General features: G+C 60.1%; 18 protein-coding genes and 1 pseudogene. 7 read left to right on the top strand and 12 right to left on the bottom strand.

Annotated features, from left to right (window positions below; translation table 11 throughout):
* Positions 1-14 precede the first annotated feature (14 nt).
* Both FDQ92_RS08500 and FDQ92_RS08495 read right to left on the bottom strand, forming a co-directional pair.
* Entirely contained in the window at positions 15-1,304 is a 1,290-nt protein-coding gene (locus FDQ92_RS08500) for an IMP cyclohydrolase (protein WP_137424164.1), read from the bottom strand.
* A 175-nt stretch (positions 1,305-1,479) separates the two neighbouring features.
* Entirely contained in the window at positions 1,480-2,535 is a 1,056-nt protein-coding gene (locus FDQ92_RS08495; protein WP_137424163.1) for a hypothetical protein, read from the bottom strand.
* A 157-nt stretch (positions 2,536-2,692) separates the two neighbouring features.
* Here FDQ92_RS08495 and FDQ92_RS08490 point away from each other — a divergent pair, with 157 nt between their 5' ends.
* Together FDQ92_RS08490 and FDQ92_RS08485 are read left to right on the top strand one after the other, a co-directional pair.
* The gene (locus FDQ92_RS08490; RefSeq protein WP_137424162.1) at positions 2,693-3,772 is read left to right on the top strand and encodes a uroporphyrinogen decarboxylase/cobalamine-independent methonine synthase family protein; all 1,080 of its coding nucleotides are present in this window, start codon (positions 2,693-2,695) and stop codon (positions 3,770-3,772) included.
* A 1,008-nt stretch (positions 3,773-4,780) separates the two neighbouring features.
* The gene (locus tag FDQ92_RS08485) at positions 4,781-5,278 is read left to right on the top strand and encodes an AbrB/MazE/SpoVT family DNA-binding domain-containing protein (protein ID WP_137424161.1); all 498 of its coding nucleotides are present in this window, start codon (positions 4,781-4,783) and stop codon (positions 5,276-5,278) included.
* Positions 5,279-5,451: 173 nt separating this feature from the next.
* On the opposite strand, the gene FDQ92_RS08480 is transcribed toward FDQ92_RS08485, so the two are convergent.
* From FDQ92_RS08480 to FDQ92_RS08460, 5 genes are all read right to left on the bottom strand, one after another.
* Positions 5,452-6,093: a CDP-alcohol phosphatidyltransferase family protein gene (locus tag FDQ92_RS08480; RefSeq protein WP_137424160.1), complete on the bottom strand. Its 642-nt coding sequence runs from the start codon at positions 6,091-6,093 to the stop codon at positions 5,452-5,454.
* A 101-nt stretch (positions 6,094-6,194) separates the two neighbouring features.
* Positions 6,195-7,454 (bottom strand): molybdopterin molybdotransferase MoeA, encoded by a 1,260-nt coding sequence (locus tag FDQ92_RS08475; RefSeq protein ID WP_170180258.1) that lies wholly within the window; start codon positions 7,452-7,454, stop codon positions 6,195-6,197.
* A gap of 331 nt (positions 7,455-7,785) precedes the next feature.
* A complete protein-coding gene (gene mobA / locus FDQ92_RS08470; RefSeq protein ID WP_170180257.1) occupies positions 7,786-8,367 on the bottom strand; it encodes a molybdenum cofactor guanylyltransferase in 582 nt (193 codons plus the stop codon).
* Positions 8,364-9,023: a molybdopterin-guanine dinucleotide biosynthesis protein B gene (mobB, locus tag FDQ92_RS08465; protein ID WP_137424157.1), complete on the bottom strand. Its 660-nt coding sequence runs from the start codon at positions 9,021-9,023 to the stop codon at positions 8,364-8,366. The genes mobA and mobB overlap by 4 nt, the downstream gene beginning before the upstream one ends.
* Before the next feature lie 119 nt (positions 9,024-9,142).
* Complete coding sequence (locus FDQ92_RS08460) at positions 9,143-10,585, bottom strand: aldehyde dehydrogenase family protein (protein ID WP_170180256.1); 1,443 nt, start codon at positions 10,583-10,585, stop codon at positions 9,143-9,145.
* 130 nt (positions 10,586-10,715) lie between these two features.
* Here FDQ92_RS08460 and lgt point away from each other — a divergent pair, with 130 nt between their 5' ends.
* The 3 genes from lgt (at position 10,716) to FDQ92_RS08445 (ending at position 14,450) form a co-directional block, all read left to right on the top strand.
* The gene (gene lgt / locus FDQ92_RS08455) at positions 10,716-11,690 is read left to right on the top strand and encodes a prolipoprotein diacylglyceryl transferase (RefSeq protein ID WP_246041636.1); all 975 of its coding nucleotides are present in this window, start codon (positions 10,716-10,718) and stop codon (positions 11,688-11,690) included.
* Between the two features lie 23 nt (positions 11,691-11,713).
* On the top strand, positions 11,714-13,678 hold the full coding sequence (locus FDQ92_RS08450) for a bifunctional acetyl-CoA hydrolase/transferase family protein/GNAT family N-acetyltransferase (protein ID WP_137424154.1): 1,965 nt from the start codon (positions 11,714-11,716) through the stop codon (positions 13,676-13,678).
* 106 nt (positions 13,679-13,784) lie between these two features.
* Entirely contained in the window at positions 13,785-14,450 is a 666-nt protein-coding gene (locus tag FDQ92_RS08445) for an MBL fold metallo-hydrolase (protein ID WP_137424153.1), read from the top strand.
* Here FDQ92_RS08445 and FDQ92_RS08440 read toward each other — a convergent pair.
* From FDQ92_RS08440 to FDQ92_RS08420, 5 genes and pseudogenes are all read right to left on the bottom strand, one after another.
* Positions 14,447-14,719: a nucleotidyltransferase gene (locus tag FDQ92_RS08440; protein ID WP_137424152.1), complete on the bottom strand. Its 273-nt coding sequence runs from the start codon at positions 14,717-14,719 to the stop codon at positions 14,447-14,449. The two genes, FDQ92_RS08445 and FDQ92_RS08440, sit on opposite strands and share 4 nt — an antisense overlap.
* Positions 14,716-14,922, bottom strand: a pseudogene (locus tag FDQ92_RS08435) (hypothetical protein); the annotation flags it as partial. The gene FDQ92_RS08440 and the pseudogene FDQ92_RS08435, both read right to left, overlap by 4 nt.
* Before the next feature lie 52 nt (positions 14,923-14,974).
* Complete coding sequence (locus FDQ92_RS08430; protein WP_137424151.1) at positions 14,975-15,187, bottom strand: DUF2283 domain-containing protein; 213 nt, start codon at positions 15,185-15,187, stop codon at positions 14,975-14,977.
* Complete coding sequence (locus tag FDQ92_RS08425) at positions 15,184-15,432, bottom strand: DUF4258 domain-containing protein (protein ID WP_281276804.1); 249 nt, start codon at positions 15,430-15,432, stop codon at positions 15,184-15,186. The genes FDQ92_RS08430 and FDQ92_RS08425 overlap by 4 nt, the downstream gene beginning before the upstream one ends.
* A 93-nt stretch (positions 15,433-15,525) precedes the next feature.
* Positions 15,526-16,068 (bottom strand): hypothetical protein, encoded by a 543-nt coding sequence (locus FDQ92_RS08420; RefSeq protein WP_137424149.1) that lies wholly within the window; start codon positions 16,066-16,068, stop codon positions 15,526-15,528.
* A 361-nt stretch (positions 16,069-16,429) separates the two neighbouring features.
* On the opposite strand from FDQ92_RS08420, the gene ftsE reads away from it, so the two are divergent.
* Positions 16,430-17,218, top strand: coding sequence for a cell division ATP-binding protein FtsE (gene ftsE / locus FDQ92_RS08415; protein WP_211341222.1), 789 nt, complete (start codon positions 16,430-16,432; stop codon positions 17,216-17,218).
* Entirely contained in the window at positions 17,209-18,102 is an 894-nt protein-coding gene (locus tag FDQ92_RS08410; RefSeq protein ID WP_137424148.1) for a cell division protein FtsX, read from the top strand. Before ftsE ends, FDQ92_RS08410 begins: the two co-directional genes overlap by 10 nt.
* Position 18,103 lies beyond the last annotated feature (1 nt).

Below are 18,103 nucleotides of genomic sequence, written 5' to 3'. Positions count from 1 at the left end.
GCGGGGCAGACTCATCAATGTTTGAAGGCCCGCTGGCCGGTGAACACCATGGTGACTCCGGCTTCATTGCAGGCCGTGATGACTTCCCAATCGCGCAGAGACCCTCCGGGTTGCACCACCGCCGTGATCCCCTGACGGATTCCCACGTCCACACCGTCGCGAAACGGAAAGAAGGCGTCCGACACCATGACCGAACCGTTCAAACCGCCTTTGGCTTCGGCGGTTTCATGGTCGATGGCTTCTTTTTCTTCCCTGGGGCGTTCCCCCCGTTCCACCGCCAGTTCCAGTTCGTTGTAAGAAAGGCCGTGCCGCTCGAAGCAGAGGGCATCCGCATACTTCTTGTAGGCCTTGAAAACCGCGATTTCGGCGACCCCGACGCGGTCCTGTTCGCCGGTCCCGATGGCCGCCGTGCATTCATCTTTCACGAAAAGCACCGAATTGGAGGTCACGCCCTGTTCCACGAACCAGCCGAACAGCAAGTCCTGCATCTCCCGTCCGGTCGGCGCGCGCTCGATCCGGTAGGTCCTTCCCTGGTGGACGGTTTCGGCGAGGGTCAGATCCTGGGCGTTTTTCACCCTGTTGACGGCTGACTGCTGGACGATGAGCCCTCCGTCCATGAGCGACTTGAACTCGACGAAACGAAGGGGCATGTAGTCGGCCAGCCGGTCGATGCGGGACACGCGGATGATCCTCAGGTTCGCACGGCGCTTCAGGATGTCCAGGGTTCCTTCCTCGAACTCCGGTGCGGCCACCACCTCCAGGTAGTTTTCGGCGACCAGCGAAGCGGTTTCCCTGTCCATGGAACGGTTCAGCACCAGGCATCCGCCGAAGGCGGCGATGCGGTCGGCCCGGTTGGCTCGATGGTAGGCTTCGGAAAGGGTCTCGCCGTGGGCGGCGCCGCAGGGGTTGTTGTGCTTAAGGATCACGGCGGCGGGCTTCGCCATCAAAAACTTCATAATGTATAAGCCGTTGTCCAGGTCGGTGAGGTTCGTCTTGCCCGGGTGCTTTCCCGCCTGGATCATGTCGTCTTCCGTGATGGCGCTGGTCAGCCCGTTTCCCGGGTCGATGAAACGGCAGTCGCCGAGGGTGAGGTGGCCCCCGACCAGTTCGTAAAGAGCGGCTTCCTGTCCCGGATTTTCGCCGTAACGGAGGCCCTTTTCGATGACCTCGCCCGTTTTGTCGTCAGGGATTTTCCAGGTGCGTTTGCGGTAAACCAGTACCTGTTCACCGAATGCGATGCGAAGGGTTTCCGGGAAATGGTCTTCCATCACAGTCCGGTAGATCTTTTTGAGGTCGTTGGCCATGTGCATCCTCCTTGCGCCGGCCGGAAGCCAAATGAAAAAGGCCTGATTGAGTCTCCAGGCCTTTTTTATGCCAAGTGAAAACGAAAGGAAACGAGAACTTGTACGACTGGCATCCGGAATGGGCGATTCAAGGCCGGTTCATGGATGGTGCTCCAGCGGGTTCAAGCCGATCGCACTAGCGGTGTTCCTCAACGTGGATCCGACTTTCGGGGATCGGAGGTTCGTTCCGCGGGAGCAGGTCCTTCCGGGTGATGAGTTCCCGGGAGCCTTCCGGTCGTTCCAGTTGAAGCCTTCCGGCTATGTAGCGAATCCATCGGAGTTCCTCGGGCTGGAGATTGTCGAGGACCGAAAAGACGTCGGAGATATTGAAGAAAACGATCAGGTCGTCGGGATGGATCCGGTCCAGGTCCCGGACCAGGCGATTTTCCGGGATACTGTAGACCTGCACCGCGCTTTCCAGGAATTTGAGAATCCGCCCGACGCTGCTGCTCCGGCCGTCGGCCTGGGGTTCATCGGCGTGGCGCGGGAGATTCACGCCGCGGCGGGCGAAATATTCGCGCAAAATATTATAGTGAATATTCCAGAGGTTTTCCCCCGGGCGGACCACCTTCACACCGTAAAAGCCCGGGAAGGCCTCGTTGGCTCCTGCGGCGCCCGGGATCCGCTTTCTCAGTATTGAGGGGATGTCTTTTTCTACGACGCTCGGGAGCACGGGGTAAACGCCTTGTTCCTCGGATTCGCGATCCTTTTGCGCCAGTTTTTCGCGGATGTCCGCGATGCTCCACTGGCTGCCGTGAACCGGGAAAGACTCTTCTTCAGAAACAATATGATCCACGCTTTCCTTGAGGCCGTAGGCGGATTTACGTTCCTCCTGGCCGGATTCCCGGGAAACCTTGGGCAGCGGCAGAGGCGGCGGCACCTCAGACGTCTCGATGGGCTTGACGATCCGATCCCCCGAAGGGGGGGAAGCCGCTCTGCGGCCGTCACGGGATGATCCTGGCGTTGGAGGGGCCTGAGCTTCGCCGTGGCGGCCCTTCGCGAGGGTGTTCTGGGGGTCGGCGGGTGGATGCGTTGAAGTGACCGCCTCGCCAGGGGGAGCCATGGGCGTGTTCTGGCTCCAGAACCAGTATCCTCCCGCCAGGACCACAAGCAGTACAACGACCGCCGCCAGGCCGGCACGGCGGTTGCCTTGCATCCCAGATCTCTGGTCTTCCGAAGGCTTCAGCGCCATGCGCTTTCCCTCGCGACTAAAGATTTGACCCTTGCGATCCGCCTGTGTTAGGCAAAAAGGGCATCAGCGCTTCGGACTCCACGCCGGACCGATTCGCTCACCCCGAAGAACTTCCTTTAGAATTCTAAAATTTTACTTTTCATTGAAAGGATTTGCAATGGGAGAATGGAAGGCATCCGGTGCGGCAACCCTTGTGGGCAGCATGCCGCACAAGGACCGGGTACGGGCGATCGACTTCATCCTTGAGAAAGTTCCGGAAATCCCCGTATGGCCTCAACTGGTTAAATATGAAGCCGAACAGATGATGGTTCAGTTCCTGGAAGGATTGCCGGGGTTGCGGAAAGAGAGCGGGCAGATTTGGGTCGAAACGCAAGGGGCCGCCTTCGAAGAAGAACTGTACCGCTTTTATGAAGACTACCTGGCCGCTTCGGAAGACGATGTCTTCCTGATGGATTCCCGTTTCGGGTTCGGAGAAGAGACGGGCCGGACCTTCTTCGCGTTTCTTCAGGCGCTGGAGAGGCTGGACCTTCCGTATCGCGCCGTCAAGGGGCAGGTGGTCGGACCGTTCACGCTCTTGAGCGGCTTGAAGGACCAGGACCAGAGGGCGCTGCTCTTCGATGAGCGGCTGCAGGACGTGGTGGTGAAACACCTGGCGATGAAAGCCCGGTGGCAAGTCAATCGCATGAAGAGCTTCGGCCGCCCCGTGATCCTTTTCCTGGATGAGCCGGCTTTGGCGGGGTTTGGATCTTCCGCGTTCATCACGGTTACCGAGGAGCAGGTGGCGCAGCTGCTGCGGGAGGTGATGGACGCTGTTCATGACGCCGAAGGGCTGGCCGGCATCCACGTGTGTGCCAATACGGACTGGCTGCTCGCCTTTCGATCACCCGTGGACATCATTAACTTCGATGCTTACCAATACTTCGATCGCTTCGCGCTCTACCGAAAGGAGCTGGCGGCTTTCCTGGAAGGTGGGGGGACTGTGGCATGGGGGATTGTGCCTACGGGAAACCCCGAATGGATTGACAGCGAGACGGTGGATTCGTTGTGCGACCGGTGGCTGCAGGAAGTGACCACATTGACCGGGCCGGAGCTTCCGATGGAAAGAATCTTTTCGCGGTCGCTTTTTACGCCGAGTTGCGGTTGCGGCACCTTGAACGAACGAGAAGCCGAGCGGGTCGTGGAACTGACCCGGGGGGTGTCGGACCGGCTGAGAGAAAAACTGGGTTTTAGAAGGTGAAGCGCGGGTGACCGGTCCGAACCGCTGCCTTGGTACCCGGTTGACTTTATACGGCGGGTGAACTGGACCGGCCCTTGCGCAGCGGCGCCCGCCCATATGACGGCTTCCACAACCGTTTCAGATCCGGCGGGGCGGCGGATGAATCTGCGGAGGACGAGGCGCAAAATTCTTGACAGTTCCGGTCCGAATCTCTAAAGAAGGCTCGGCGTCCCCGGGGTGCTTCAATCTCTGTCGGTAGAAACTATGGCCGGTCGGCCGTTCCGTAAGAGGCTGTCTGAGAATACCCTTCGCCCTTCTGAAGACTGAGTGTCCGTTTTTTCGCGTAGGGGCGGTTCGCAAACGGCACTTAAGGAGCGCTTATGCTGTAGGAGCCGGCGTGCCGCTCATCCCCTGTAGGAGCCGGCGGTCCACTCATCCCCTGTAGGAGCCGGCTTGCCGGCGATCAGGGTCAGCGCGGCGTTGCCGGATTTACGGGTCGCGGGCGCGTAGGGGCGGAGCGGCGGTGTGTCCCTACAACCGATAACAGAACGCCTGGCCGATTCTTGCCGGCGATTTGCATCGCTGTAGGAGCGGGCATTCCCCTCGTTCCCAAGCTCTGGCTTGGGAACAAGAAAAAATCCGCAATCCACGTAAAGGCCGCTCCTACAGGAACAAGGAACCTCATGGCCCGATTTTCATGAGCTTGTTTTTGGACAAGCTCTAAGCGAGAAAACATTTGTGGGTGTGAATCCGCCCGTGGAAGGATGCTCAGACCTTCCGGCAACCGTCCGACCTTCTTCTCAGACAGGTAGAAAACGGCTCAATCCTGCACATGACTGATAGGGTCTGCCGGGCTCGAGCCGGGGAACCCCCGCGAGCGTCGCCAGGCTGGGTGGCGGTTCCGGTTCGCTTCCGGCTGCGTGTATTCATTTGCCTATGCCGGCACAATGAAACGGATGTCCTGCAGTGGTTTCAGACAGCGAATCGGTAAGGAATGAGTGTCGTGTCAAATCGAAAGGAAAAGTTGGAATGCAGGTAGAATACAAGAACATCGACCCGAAACTCGTGGTCAACGAAATCCGAAACGGAAGGTCTCTCGAAGCGGTGCAGAAGCTGTTCGGGATCAAGTTCAAGAGTGAAGTGCAGGATCTGTACCTGAGAGGGCTCATGGAGCTGGGCGAAATTCCTCAGGTGGGCTTCAGCCGGGAGAACGGGCTGCATGCCAAGGAGACGCCGCAGGTGGAGGTGGAATCCGCGCGGGTGGAACCTGAGGTGGTTCATGGTCAGGCCAGACGGCCGGCGCCGTCTCAGCGGCCGGTCGTGCGCCGTCGAGGAAGGCCGGTTCCGCAGGAGCCTTCGGTGGTGATCAAGACGCCGAACCTCAGAACCATTGGGCAGAGCGGGAGCATCACGCTGAACAAGTCTCTGCTCATCGATCAGTTGGGTTTTTCGGCGGGAGACGCCTTTGAAATTTACAGGGAGGACGATCGGGTGGTGCTGAAAAAGATCTCCACCTCGGCCGTCTGACAAGGGGACCGCGCCCTCTTTCATGGCCGTTCTTCCGGTTTTCGACCCACCGGCCGTTTACCCGGCCGCGCTTTACGGCCCGTGTTCCCCTCTGGGGCTTCCCGACGCGTTTCGCGTGAAAATGTTCCGGGTCCCCCGCCGTGGAAGTCTCAAGCGTTCAGGGTCTTCGCCGCCTACTGTCGAAGATTTTTCAGTACATGCCAGAAACGCCACAGAGCGGTCAGGTTGGTCCCCACCGCCAAGAAGACGAGGGCGGCCAGCAGCGCGGCATCCGGAATGGCCAGAGGCCCCAGGGGCTGGAGGACCTGATTCACCAGGGGATTTGCCATGCCGGCGAGGCCCAGCAGTATGATGCGCTCTCCGCGTTGAAGAAACCCAACAAGGCAACGTTCTCCCAACCCTTCCGCCCGAGCCCTCGTGTAGCTCACCATCAGCGATCCGAAAAGGATCAGAAGGATCAAGAGCGAGAGAAACGGGCTGACCCCGCCCTTCCGGTAGAAATAGAACCAGATTCCCAGGTAGATGATGAGTTCGGTGTAGCGGTCCAGGACCGAATCGAGAAAGGCACCGTATTTTTTGGCCTGTCCGAGAGCTCGTGCCAGGCACCCGTCCAGTGTGTCCACAAGGCCCGTGAGCAGGGTGAAGATGCCGCCCCAGAAGGGCTGGAAGGCGAACATCACACCCGCCAGGACACTGACCAGGAGGCCGATGAAGGAGATATGATTCGGCCTGAGCTTGAGTCTTACCAGGGAGGGCACGAAGTGGCGCTCGAGAAACCGATAGTATTCCGTTTCCAGGGAGGTTCCTTTCAACATCGCATATCATCTCCAGCAGGTGGTCGACTTTTGGCCCTTTATACCTGCAATGCGAGCGGTTGAACAGAGGAAGCCGCACGGGCGCTTCCGATTGAGGCGATTCAAGGGTTCGAGGCTTTGAGGCGGGTTTCCACCCACAGGGGGAGATCGAAGAAGCGCACGGTCACGGTACCGCCGTCCGGGAGGTGATCGACGCCTTCTTCCAGGAGAACGTAAGCGTTGGCAAAGCCGATGGATTCCAGGTACTCGCCCGGCGCGGAGCGCGATGGGTGGAAACGGGGGGGCGCCGTGGAAAAATCACAAACTCCTGGGATCGCTCGTGTTTCCCCTCTCCGCTTGGTCACCCCTTCGGTGATCACCGCCGGCACCTCAAACCGTTCCAGCGCCTGGATTCCCTGCCATGCGGCCAGAAGGGGCGCGGCCAGCTCCTGAAAGATCACTCGGGCCGCCCAGGGGTTTCCGGAAAGGGCCAGAAAGATCTGCGATCCTCGGCAACCCAGGGCGGTCCGATGTCCCGGGGTCGCCCGGATGCGCTGGAAAACGGGCGCTATTCCCAGCGAATTCCAGACCTGGGCTATCAGATCCCGCTCACCGTGTCCGGTGCCCCCGGTGGTGACCACCAGGTCCGCGCGGGCATCATCCAGGCGGCGGGCGATCTCGTCGGGATCGTCTCGGGCGATTCCCAGAGAATCGGCATTCCCTCCCCAAAGACGAACCAGCAGACTCAAAATATACCGCCCGCTGGCGAAGACCCCTGGCCCCGGAGCCTTTTCCTCCGGTTCTGCCACCTCGTCGCCTGTGGCCAGAAGGGCAGCAGAAGGCTTCCCGAAGACCGTGGTCTTCCCGACCCCAAGGTTCACGAGGATGGCCAGGGCTGTGGGATTGAGACAGGTGCCCCGGTGGAGTACCGTCCGGTGGGTCCGGGCTTCTTCGCCCGCCGGGATCACGTGGCTCCCCGGGGCGAACGGTTCGGACACCACGATCCAGGATCCTTGGGCCTTCACGTGTTCCTGGGCAATGACCGCATCGGCTCCGTCCGGAAGAGGGGCTCCCGTAACCACCCGGGCGCATTGATGAGCCTTCAAAGCGATGGACGGGAAGTGGCCCGCCGCCAGGAGTCCCGGCAGCCGTTCCAGGAGGACCGGGCGTTCGCGCGTGGCGCCGAGGGTGTCCCCGCTTCTGACCGCGAAACCGTCCCTGCGGGATCGGGCTTCCGGCGGAAAATCTCGGGGAGCCTTCACATCCTCGGCGAGGACCCGACCCAGGGCTTCGCTGAGCGAGATGGTTTCCGCGGGTTTGGGAGTCGCCAGCCGACGAGTCCGTTCCCTGGCTTCTTCCAGGCCGATGGGTTTTTCAGCCATGGTTTCCTTGCCTTTCGATCGACCGCCGGGCTTTCCACCTTGTTCCCAAGCTCCAGCTTGGGAACACAACTGTCCAGAAGCTCCAGCTTCGATTCCCATGAGGCCGTTCCCAAGCCGGAGCTGCCGTTTCCAAGCCGGAGCTGCCGTTCCCAAGCCGGAGCTGCCGTTTCCAAGCCGGAGCTGCCGTTTCCAAGCCGGAGCTTGGGAACGAGGGGAATTCTATTTCCCCTCCCCTTGTGGGAGGGGATTAAGGGGAGGGGGAGATGTGGATTTTTTGACTTTCGTTAACCTTTTTGCTTAAGGCCGCCGCTTTAGAACGCTACCAAGATCTTTACGGTTCGAAAGCGAGAATCCTTTCCAAGTCTTCCGCCGTGTTGACGTTCCAGAAGCTCCGGCCGTCGGGGTCGAAAGGACGCCAGGCTTCTTCCTCGATGCGTTTGACTCGGGCCCTTCGATAAAAACCGACGATCCTTCGCTCCCCCTCTTCCAGCGTGCGGGCGATCAGCGGGATGCAGCGCGCGTGATAGACGGCAAGGAGCGGTTCGTATTCACCCTCCAGCACGGGAACCACCACATCCGCCTTCTCGTCGATCGTGAGCAGTCTGCGAGCCAGGCGGGGTTCGAGGAAAGGCATGTCGGCGGCCTTCACGAAAACCCTTGGATAGGGCGAAAAAAGAAGCGCCGTGTAGATGCCTCCCAGGGGGCCCTGCCGGGGGATCACGTCTCTTACAAGCCTGGCGTCCACGTTCAGGTAGGGTTCCAGTTCGTTGGCCACCAGCAGGACAAGCGACGCTGATTCGGCGAGCGATTCCACCGCCCGATCGATCAGTCGTTTTCCGCGGAAGGTCTCCAGGCACTTGTTGCGGCCGAACCTCCGGCTTTGCCCCCCGGCGAGAACGGCTCCCGAGATCATGGGTCTTCCCCCAGACGAATGTGAATCAGGAGGCTTCGGGGCTTCCGCCAACCCCGAAGCCGCGAAAGCATGCCCAGGATGCATCCCACGAAGAAGTCCTGAACAAAAGCGTTCATGGGCAGCCGCTTGCCGTCGATTTGAACCAACACCGGGTGTGACTTTCGGTCCTTCAGGTAGCGTTCTTCGATGAAATCGGCCAGTTCACGGATCTGGTCGAAGGAAAAGCGGGGGATCTCCAGCCCCTGCGTTTCGTCGCCGACCAGGGCGATCCGGTTGTCGCCGGGGCCGCAGAGAGGTGACGGTTCCACCTCCGACCGGAACACCTCGATCTTTGGAAACCGGCTGCGCTTGAACCCTTCCGCCAGCACCAGGTCTTCTTCCCAGAAATAACGGGCGACGACTTCTTCCAGGGGCAGCTCGTCCGAAGTCTTTCGGATGGAGGCCACTCCACGGGGCGAAGCGATCGCGATGGTCTGGGCGCCGGCGCGGCTGTGCCGCCAAGTGTCCTTTCCTTCCTGGTCCATTTGAAAGCCGTGGACATCGTGCTTCACGGTACCGATCCGGTACCCCCGGCGGGTCAATTCCGGGATGAGTCGTTCCAGGAGGGTGGTCTTTCCGGAATCGGAAGCACCCACAATGCAGACGATGGGGATCATGACAATGCCGCTCCTTTCGGGTGTTTGAGCTGTGGGGACGCCGTGTTCAGGCGGATGTCCTTCTCGCGCACCTTTCACGTGAGGATCCGTCCAACCGGGGTGTTCAAACGGCCCGCCGGTCAATAGGACAGGTAGATCGTTTTCAGCTCCGTGTATTCTTGCACGCCGAAGCGGGATTTTTCGCGCCCCAGGCCGCTTTCTTTGACGCCTCCAAAAGGCGCGAAGGGCAGCGCCTGATGAATGCGGTTGATCCAGAGGCTTCCCACTTCGAGTTCGCCGGCCCGTTCCAGCGCTTTGCCCAAGTCAGCGGTGAAAAGGTAGGCGGCGAGCCCGTAAGGGGTGGCGTTGGCCATGCGGATGGCTTCTTGCAGATCGTCGAAGGGTTCGATGACGACCACGGGCCCGAAGACCTCTTCCTGCATAACCTCCATTCCGGGATGGGTTCCGGTGAGGACCGTAGGGGGAAAGTAATAGCCGGCTGACCGGGTCTCAAGCCGCCTTCCGCCCAGCAGGATGGTGGCTCCCGAACCCACGGCGGCCTCGACCTGGCGGCGTACCGTCTCCAGGACGTCCGGATTGTTGAGGGGGCCCAGCTGGGTGGCCGGGTCGCCGGGAGGTCCCACCTTCAGGGCGGATGCGGCTTTCACGAACGCTTCCGTGAACTCGGCGGCGATCCTGCGGTCCACGTAGATCCGGCTGATGCGATAGCAGTATTGCCCGCTGTTCTTGAATGCCTGGGAAATCATCTGAGGCACGACGCTTCGCCAGGGAGCATCGGCGCACAAGATGGCGGGGCAATGACCGCCGAGTTCCAGAATGAGACGTTTGACGTGGTCGGCACCGTTTTTCTGGATTTCCTTTCCCACTTCGCTGCTTCCCGTAAACGCCACGAGGCGTGGCACGGGGTGACTCACAAGGAGTCTTCCCGTCTGGAGGCCGAAACCGGTGACCACGTTGAAGGCTCCCGGGGGAAAGCCCGCTTCGGAAGCCAGTTGGGCGACTTTCAACGTGGCGAGCGGGGTGTGTTCGTCGGGTTTGGCCACCACCGTACAACCCACCCCCAGGGCCGGAGCGATCTTGCATGCCAGGGTGCTCAACGGGTAATTGAACGGAGTGACGGCTGCCACCACACCAACCGGCTCCCGCAGGATGAGGACCTGTTCCTTCGGGACGTTCAGACAGGGGATTTCACCGGAAAGGCGCAGCGCTTCCTCGGCGAAATAGCCGACAAGTTCCGCCGCGTTTTCCACTTCGGATCGAGCGGCGGCGGTGGGTTTTCCCACTTCCCGGACCACGAGCGCCGTCAGTTCTTCCGCGTACTCCAGGATTTTTTGGGAAAGCCTGCGCAAGCACGCCACGCGTTTGACGGTGGGTTCGCGGCGCCAGGCCGTCAGCGCCTCGGACGCCGACGCGACGGCTCTATCCACCAGAGCCGCATCGCATACCGGGACTTCCGCGAAGCACTCTTCCGTGGCCGGGTCCACCACAGCCGACCGGTCGTTTCCCGTGACGGATTCTCCGTGTATCCAGCAACCGAACCGCATGAGATCTCCCGTGTTCAATTCGGCTTCTCCATTTCCATAGTGTGGGGCAGGCCGGCAGGCGGTGCGAAATATGGCACACGCCTCTTGGAGTGTCAACGCGCCGGCGGGCTTGCCTTTTAGGGCAGGCGGCAGGGGAAGGAAAGCCGCCGTGAACCTCCTGGGTGCGCGATCCATTGACGGTCCGGACGGCCTGTGCTTATATGAGGCCGCGCCGGCGGCCCGGGGAAAGCGCCGGTTCAACGGCGAACAGAGGATTCGAGAGATTCCGCGCATGATTCCGTACCCGCACATCGACCCCACTCTGATTCGGATCGGTCCGATCCATGTCCGCTGGTACGGGGTCATGTATGTTCTGGGATTCCTGGCCGCCTATGTTCTCATTCAAAGGCAGACGCGATCGAAGTCCATCGGCCTCCAAGGAAACGTGGCTCAAGACCTGGTGTTCTACCTGGCCGTGGGCCTGGTGGTGGGGGCGCGGCTGGGTTACATCGTGTTCTACCAGTTCGAGAATCTGGACCATTACTTGAGCCGCCCGCTGGACATCTTCGCCACGTGGCTCGGCGGCATGTCCTTTCACGGAGGGCTGCTGGGCTGCGTGATCGCGGGTTGGCTCTTCTGCCGTCGGCGAAGACTGCCTTTCTGGGCCGTCGCCGACAGCGTCACGGTGACGGCGCCCGTCGGACTCGGACTGGGGCGCCTCGGCAATTTCATCAACGGCGAACTCTTCGGGCGGCCGAGCGACGTACCGTGGGCCATGATCTTTCCCGGAGGCGGTCCCCTCGCGCGGCACCCTTCTCAACTCTATGAAGCCTTCTTTGAGGGCGCCGTGCTTTTCGGCATCCTCTGGGGACTTCGAAAGAGGAACTTCCACGACGGGTTCATGGTCGCCGCATTTCTTTTCCTTTACGGCCTCTTCCGTTTCTTCCTGGAATTTTTCCGGGAACCCGACCCTCACCTGGGGTTTGTGCTTGGGCCGCTTTCCATGGGCCAGCTGCTCTGCGTCGGCATGATTCTGGCGGCCGTCGGGCTGGAAGCGTTTCTGCGCAGACGGGCCCCAACTCCCAAAACGCCCAACGCGGGTCAGAATGTCATATCGTCCGGCTCCCGCGGCCCCATAACTTGATACCAAACCTGACCCAAGGATCCATGATGAACCAGAAGGAACAACAGACCAGGGAAACCGTGCTGAAGCCGGAGGGGAAGGCCGCTTCATGGCAGGATCTGCTCCAGGCGAAGATCTCGACCACCCGCAAAGCCTTCCGACGCCTCGGGCGGGGGCACCGGGTCTTCATCGGCTCCGGTTGCGGGGAACCCCAGCACCTGGTGGCGGCCCTCGAAGAAATCATCCCCAAGCTGGCCGACCTGGAAATCCTTCACATCCTGAGCCTCGGTAGACGGCGCTTCGTGGACGATTTGTGTCACGATCAATGCCGGCTCAAGTCGTTTTTCGTGGCCGCCGCGACCCGGGAAGCCGTCGCGGAAGGCCGCGCCGATTACACGCCCATCAACCTCGGGGACGTCCCAGGCTTGTTCAAGGCTGGAATCATGCCCATCGACGTGGCCCTCATCCAGGTATCGCCGCCGGATTCCCACGGGTTCTGCAGTTTCGGCATTGCCGTGGATATCGTGAAAGCGGCGGCGGAAAACGCCGGGTACGTCATCGCTCAGATCAATCCGCAAATGCCGAGAACCCTGGGCGATTCGTTCATTCATGTTCGAGACATCGATGCTTTTATCGAATACGAGGAACCGCTTCTCGAAATGCACTCCCCGGAAGTCAACCCGGTGGCCCAAGCCATCGGAGCCCAGGTGGCGAAACTCGTCGAGGACGGTTCCACCTTGCGAGTGGGCATAGGAAGTATTCCCAGCGCGGTGCTTTACGCCCTTGAAGAAAAAAAAGACCTCGGCGTTCACTCGGACATGCTAACCGACCCCTACCTTTACCTGGTCGAAAAGGGCGTCATCACCAATGCCCGAAAAACGCTTCATCCGGGAAAGATCGTGGCCAGTTTCTGCCTGGGAACCCGCGACCTGTACGATTTTGTGCACAATAACCCCATGGTGGCGTTTTATCCCATCGAATACACGAACAATTATTTGGTAATTTCTCAAAATGAAAAAATGGTCACCTTCAATTCGGCTCTTGAAGTGGATTTGACCGGCCAGGTATGTTCCGATTCCCAGGGATACAAGATCTACAGCGGGGTGGGAGGTGCCGTCGATTTCCTTCGAGGTGCACGTAATTCCAGGGGAGGGAAGGCCATCGTGATGCTTCCTTCCACCAGCTTAGAGGACGGGCGTTCCCGGATTCTTCCGGCGCTCACGGAAGGAAGCGGCGTGGTGACGACCCGCGGGGGTGTGGAATACGTGGTGACTGAATACGGGGCCGCCTACTTGCAGGGGAAAAGTCTTAGAGAAAGGGCCCTGGCTTTGATCGGGATCGCTCATCCCGACCACCGTGAGGACCTGATGCGGGCTGCGTACAGGCTCAAATACCTCAGGCGCGAGTTGGTTCAGGTGAGCGCCGCGAAGGCCGTGTATCCGGACCGCTGGGAAATCCGGCAAATCTTCGACGAACAGACGCAGGTGTTTTTCCGCCCCGCCAAGCCCACCGACGAACGGGCTCTGCAGGAATTCTTCTACTCGCTGCCACCGGACGAATCTTACGTCCGGTTCCTTTCCACGATGAAGGTCTATCCGCACCATGACACGCAGAAGTTGGTGAATGTGGACTACGACCGCGAAATGACGGTGTTGGGGCTCGTGGGCGAACATGATTCGGAGCGGGTCATCGCCATTGGTCGCTACGTGGTGGATGAAGAGACGCTTACAGCGGAGATCGACTTCGCTGTGCATCCCGATTACGGCCGCAAGGGGATCGGGTCCTTTCTCATCCAGCACCTGTCAGAAATAGCCAAGGCACGTGGCGTCCAGAAGTTCGTTGCTTACATCACCCCTGGGAACGAAAGGGTTTTCGGAGTCTTTCAGAAACTGGGATACGTCATGGAAAGTTCGTTCATGGACGGTCTCTATGAGATTAGGATTTATTTCGGCGACCGCGCCGAGGCGTGCCTGACGGAAAGTCCGAGTTTGAAGGACGCGGGCGATTGAGCGCGAGACAGCATTCGGGAAGCCGGCCCGGCCTGTTGGGACGGCGGCGATCGCCGAAGCGTTGCCGTGCGGGATCGGGGTGCCGGGTGCGGCTGAGGGAGGTTACATGAGGCTTCGCAACGGACTGTACGTTTATCTTTGGGAATCACTGACGGAAAATAACTGCAACAGTTATCTGGTGGACGGCCCGGTGAGAACGCTCATCGACCCGGGACACCTGCACCTCCTGCCTGAGCTGGAGCGGCGGATGGCTGAAGACGGATTCCGCCTTTCGGATGTCCACCTGGCCGTCACCACCCACCCGCATCCCGATCATTGCGAAGCGCTTCCGGCTCTCCAGGCGAGAGGTTCGCGTATTGCCATGCATGAAGAAGCCGAGGCGTTTCTGACCGAGTTTCGCGCCCAGTGGGAGGCCATGACAGGAAAGAAGGTGCCCGCCTTCCGCGTGGACTTCCACCTGCGGCAGGGCAGGTTGCAGTTGGGGTCGGAAACGTTTCGAGTGCTGGAAACCCCGGGCCATGCGCCGGGTTCCATCTGCCTGTATTGGGAGGAAGAGAAGGCTTTATTCTCCGGGGATGTGATTTTCTTTCAAAGCGTGGGGCGGGTCGACCTTCCCGGGGGGAACGATGCTCTCCTGCTGCAGAGCCTGGACCGACTGATGGAGCTGGACGTGGAACTGCTCCTGCCGGGGCACGGCCCTTATCTGGAAGGGCGCGGTGCGGTAAAAGAAAATTTCTACCTTGTGAGAAACCACTTTTTCGGGATGGTCTAGGCTATATCTGCAAAGTTATTTACTATTCCGATCCAATCATATGTGTTCCTAAGCTGGAGCTTGGGAACAAGAAGCAAAAGATCTGCACCCCTTCTCATTGGACTTAGGGTATGGCGGGCATCTTCATGAAAGCGTACCCGCACCTCCACGTCGATGTCCGGGCGGAAATCATCGCGCAAGACCGAACCGAACAAGGATAGTTCGGTAATCTGCCATATGCGGTAATAATCGGTGATTTGTTCACTGGGTAGCGAAATTCTGGTTTTCATTCATCCACATCCATCACCTTCAAGCTCTCGATGCCCCGGTCGTCTACGATCTTCACGGCGATGCGCTTGTGCTCGCCCGGTCCAAAGGGAAGCGACACCGTGCCCCGATTGGCCTCGATGCGCTCCTCGTCGATCTCCGCCTTCAGGTTCTTCCCCAGACGCGCCCAGCCGTCCTTGGGTCCGACCATCGTGAAAAAGACCCTGTGAGCAAGCTGGCCAATGGAAAGCGGGACATCACGGCGGGCCCTTCCTGCTTCAGGCGAATTCCGGGATCGTTTCGAATAACAATTTGCGAACTTCGACTCCCGGCGCTCGCTTGGATAGGTATAGCATCTCGATACCGACCACTCGGTCTTGATCGTCGTAATCCAGAATGATCCCCGGCGATGCTTCCTCTGAACGGGCCGCTGGCGCTTCGCTCAGGGTGAGATACAGCGCATCGGCTTGTTGGTCCACTTTCAGTTTCATTGAGTGGTCCTCCTTCGATCAAAAAATGCGGTCACAACATGCGGTGGCCTTTTCTTAGCGTTGACAATCACCCGTAGCACCCGATTGACGAACTCAGCAATGCGCGCCAGGCGATGTTCCAAGTCCGGGTCCACCGGATCGGTTTCGATCACCTCCGGCGCGGTCAATACCTGTTCCATCCAATCGACTTTGATCTGGCGCTTTTTTCCCCTTGTTCCCAAGCTCCAGCTTGGGAACGGCCCCACCGAAGCTGGAGCTTCTGCACAGTTGTGTTCCCAAGCTGGAGCTTGGGAACAAGAAGCAAAAGATCTGCACCCAACCGACTTTGCCAACACAGCCTAGTCTGAAGCGAGCTGAGCCCGCCAGGCCGCCCGTATTTCTTCCAACCTGCTGGAGAGCTCCTGCTGAACGGCCTGCCATTGTGAACTCCTTTCCGGCCGCACCACAACGGCATCGCCCCGGATGCCTTCAGCGGCCAAGGCTTCCAGGTGTTCCGCTCGGATTCGGGGAAGCATCTCACGCCGGCTGCGTTCGTGATCTTCGAACAGCAGGGCAAGCTGTTCCCGCCAGGGTTTTTCCCGGTCCTCGGCCAGTGCGGCCAGGGCGTCCCGGGACCGGACGCCCCCTTCTCCGGGTACCAGGGCGTCCAGGAGGCACCGCTTGGCCAGGCACCGGATTTCCGGTTTCAGATGCTCGGGAAAATCATCCAGTTCTTCCAGAAGCCGTTCAAGGCCGGTGGCGCCCTCGAGGTAGCGCTGGACCGCCGCCGGCACTTTTTTCATCTGCTCTTCACGTTCCATCGCCTTCCGTTCTTCGCGGGAAAGCACCAGGTCCCTGGTCTTTTCCATGACGAGATCCAGGGTGCTTTTGATTTCAGCCATCTTCCGCTCCCGTGTGTTCGTGGTTTTCCGGAACGCCGGAACGTTCCGGGGTCGCTCAAGCGGTTTTATACCGCCTTGACAGGGATGAGGCAATCTCCTAAGACCTGATGGTCGTCTTGCCTGAAGGATATGGCGCGCGGGAAAGGATCGCCAGGGGAGCGGGCACCGCCGGTTTTATGAATTGCCGGAGATTGGAACGATCAAGAGCCTCCGCTGTAAAGGCGATAACGGGATTCCCTGAATTTTCGAGGGACTGGGACGGTTGTCCGCCCGATCCCGGACCGTTCTCCGGCGGGGTTGCGAAACGGGGCGTCTTCCGGTTGCCGGTGGGAACCGGTTTCGGGCGTTTCTGGAGGGCGGCATGAGTGAAAGGCGGGCGTCCCCGCTGCGCCCTGGGTTCGGGGGATCTCGGCCGGAAGCCGGAGCGGGAGGGGCGCTGATCCAGTGTTTCAATGTAGGCAAGCGCTATGTCAGGGGACACGAGGTGATCCGGGATGCCAACCTCCAGATCCAGCAAGGCCAGTTCGTTTTTCTGATGGGGCCGAGCGGTGCTGGAAAGACCACCTTCTTGAAGCTTCTTTTGGCCTTGGAACCCCTCAGTGAGGGGCAGATCGTCATCGACGGCCGAAACTTGAGACGCCTGCCCAGGCGCGACATTCCCGCTTTGAGGCGGCAGGTGGGGATGGTCTTCCAGGACTTCAAGCTCCTGGGATCGGCTTCCGTTTTGAAGAACGTGGCTCTGCCCCTGGAAGTCGTCGGCAGACCCAGCGCCTACATCCAGAAGAAAGTGCATTACATCCTTCGTTTCGTGGGGCTCGAGGCCAAAGCGTCGCTGCCGTGCCGGCAGCTGTCCGGGGGGGAACAGCAGCGGGTGGCCATTGCCCGGGCGGTGGCCAACGATCCCAAAATCGTTCTGGCGGACGAGCCCACCGGGAACCTGGACGAGTGTTCGTCCGAGCGGGTTATGGAGCTGTTCAAGGAGATCCATTTCCGCGGAGCGACGGTGATTGTGGCCACCCACGACGCGCGATTGCCGGGGCTTTTTCCCGAAAGCCGGAAGGTGCGGATCGAAGGCGGGCGGTTCCACGAAGACGCACCCATCGGCCGGCAGCCCTGCTCCGGCAGGCCAACGGGGGATCCTTGGTTATAGAACGATTCCTTTTTCACCTGCGGCGAGCGGTCGAAAACCTGAAGGTGAACCTCTTCGCCACTTCGCTGAGTGTTCTCACGCTGGCGCTCTGCCTGCTCCTTCTGGGGACTTTTTCGGTCGCGTTTTGGGCGGTCCGGCAATGGGTGCCTCAATGGATGGCGGAAGCCAAGGCGGTCGCCTACCTGCGAGATGGTGTCTCCGACGACCGCCTGCACGCCCTGGCCAGAGAATTGGAAAGGTGGCCTGAGGTGGATTCAGTGGTCCCCGTGCCCAGGGAAGAGGCCTGGCGGCGTCTTCAGGAAAGGCTGGACCGCTGGCGGGACGTTTTCGACGGCTTTGAAAGCAATCCGTTGCCGGATTCTTTGGAAATTTCGTTTCGCCCTGGAGCAGTTACGGCCGAGGAGATGGACGGGCTCGTGGAAAAGATCGAAGCCATCGCCGAAGTGGAGGACGTCTATTCGGGAAGCGTCTGGCAGCGGAAGATCGAAGGGGCGCTGCACTTGATCCAGGTGGTGGGAATCGCTCTGGTGGCTTTGCTCTTTTTTGCGACCACTCTCATCGTCTCCAACACGGTGAAGTTGACCGTCCTCGCAAGGCGGAACGAAATCGAAGTTTATTCGATCGTTGGAGCGACGGAGGGATTCATTCGGCTGCCGTTTGTTCTCGAAGGATTACTTCAGGGCGTGATGGGGGGCGTCCTGGCCGCAGGGCCCCTGACGTTTGCCTTGCTGGCGGCGCGGCGCATTCTTCCCGAACCGCTGGCCGAGACCCTTGCGCTGGGGCCGCAAGAGATCCTGGAATGCCTTTTCGGGTTGCTCCTGGTCGGCGTTTTGTTGAGCTGCCTCGGGTCCTGGCTGGCACTGAGACGGTTCCTGAAGGTCTGAA

This window comes from Desulfoglaeba alkanexedens ALDC (genome assembly GCF_005377625.1).
GTDB classification, from domain to species: Bacteria; Desulfobacterota; Syntrophobacteria; order Syntrophobacterales; family DSM-9756; genus Desulfoglaeba; species Desulfoglaeba alkanexedens.
The sequence above is the reverse complement of the archived record's forward strand: the minus strand, read 5'-3'. Positions and strand labels throughout refer to the sequence as shown.

Excerpts from the sequence above, each read along its gene's own strand:
- FDQ92_RS08500 (WP_137424164.1), bottom strand. The coding sequence starts at position 1,304 with ATGGCCAACGACCTCAAAAAGATCTACCGGACTGTGATGGAAGACCAT.
- FDQ92_RS08495 (WP_137424163.1), bottom strand. The coding sequence starts at position 2,535 with ATGGCGCTGAAGCCTTCGGAAGACCAGAGATCTGGGATGCAAGGCAAC.
- FDQ92_RS08490 (WP_137424162.1), top strand. The coding sequence starts at position 2,693 with ATGGGAGAATGGAAGGCATCCGGTGCGGCAACCCTTGTGGGCAGCATG.
- FDQ92_RS08485 (WP_137424161.1), top strand. The coding sequence starts at position 4,781 with ATGCAGGTAGAATACAAGAACATCGACCCGAAACTCGTGGTCAACGAA.
- FDQ92_RS08480 (WP_137424160.1), bottom strand. The coding sequence starts at position 6,093 with ATGTTGAAAGGAACCTCCCTGGAAACGGAATACTATCGGTTTCTCGAG.
- FDQ92_RS08475 (WP_170180258.1), bottom strand. The coding sequence starts at position 7,454 with ATGGCTGAAAAACCCATCGGCCTGGAAGAAGCCAGGGAACGGACTCGT.
- mobA (WP_170180257.1), bottom strand. The coding sequence starts at position 8,367 with ATGATCTCGGGAGCCGTTCTCGCCGGGGGGCAAAGCCGGAGGTTCGGC.
- mobB (WP_137424157.1), bottom strand. The coding sequence starts at position 9,023 with ATGATCCCCATCGTCTGCATTGTGGGTGCTTCCGATTCCGGAAAGACC.
- FDQ92_RS08450 (WP_137424154.1), top strand. The coding sequence starts at position 11,714 with ATGATGAACCAGAAGGAACAACAGACCAGGGAAACCGTGCTGAAGCCG.
- FDQ92_RS08445 (WP_137424153.1), top strand. The coding sequence starts at position 13,785 with ATGAGGCTTCGCAACGGACTGTACGTTTATCTTTGGGAATCACTGACG.
- FDQ92_RS08440 (WP_137424152.1), bottom strand. The coding sequence starts at position 14,719 with ATGAAAACCAGAATTTCGCTACCCAGTGAACAAATCACCGATTATTAC.
- FDQ92_RS08430 (WP_137424151.1), bottom strand. The coding sequence starts at position 15,187 with ATGAAACTGAAAGTGGACCAACAAGCCGATGCGCTGTATCTCACCCTG.
- FDQ92_RS08420 (WP_137424149.1), bottom strand. The coding sequence starts at position 16,068 with ATGGCTGAAATCAAAAGCACCCTGGATCTCGTCATGGAAAAGACCAGG.
- ftsE (WP_211341222.1), top strand. The coding sequence starts at position 16,430 with ATGAGTGAAAGGCGGGCGTCCCCGCTGCGCCCTGGGTTCGGGGGATCT.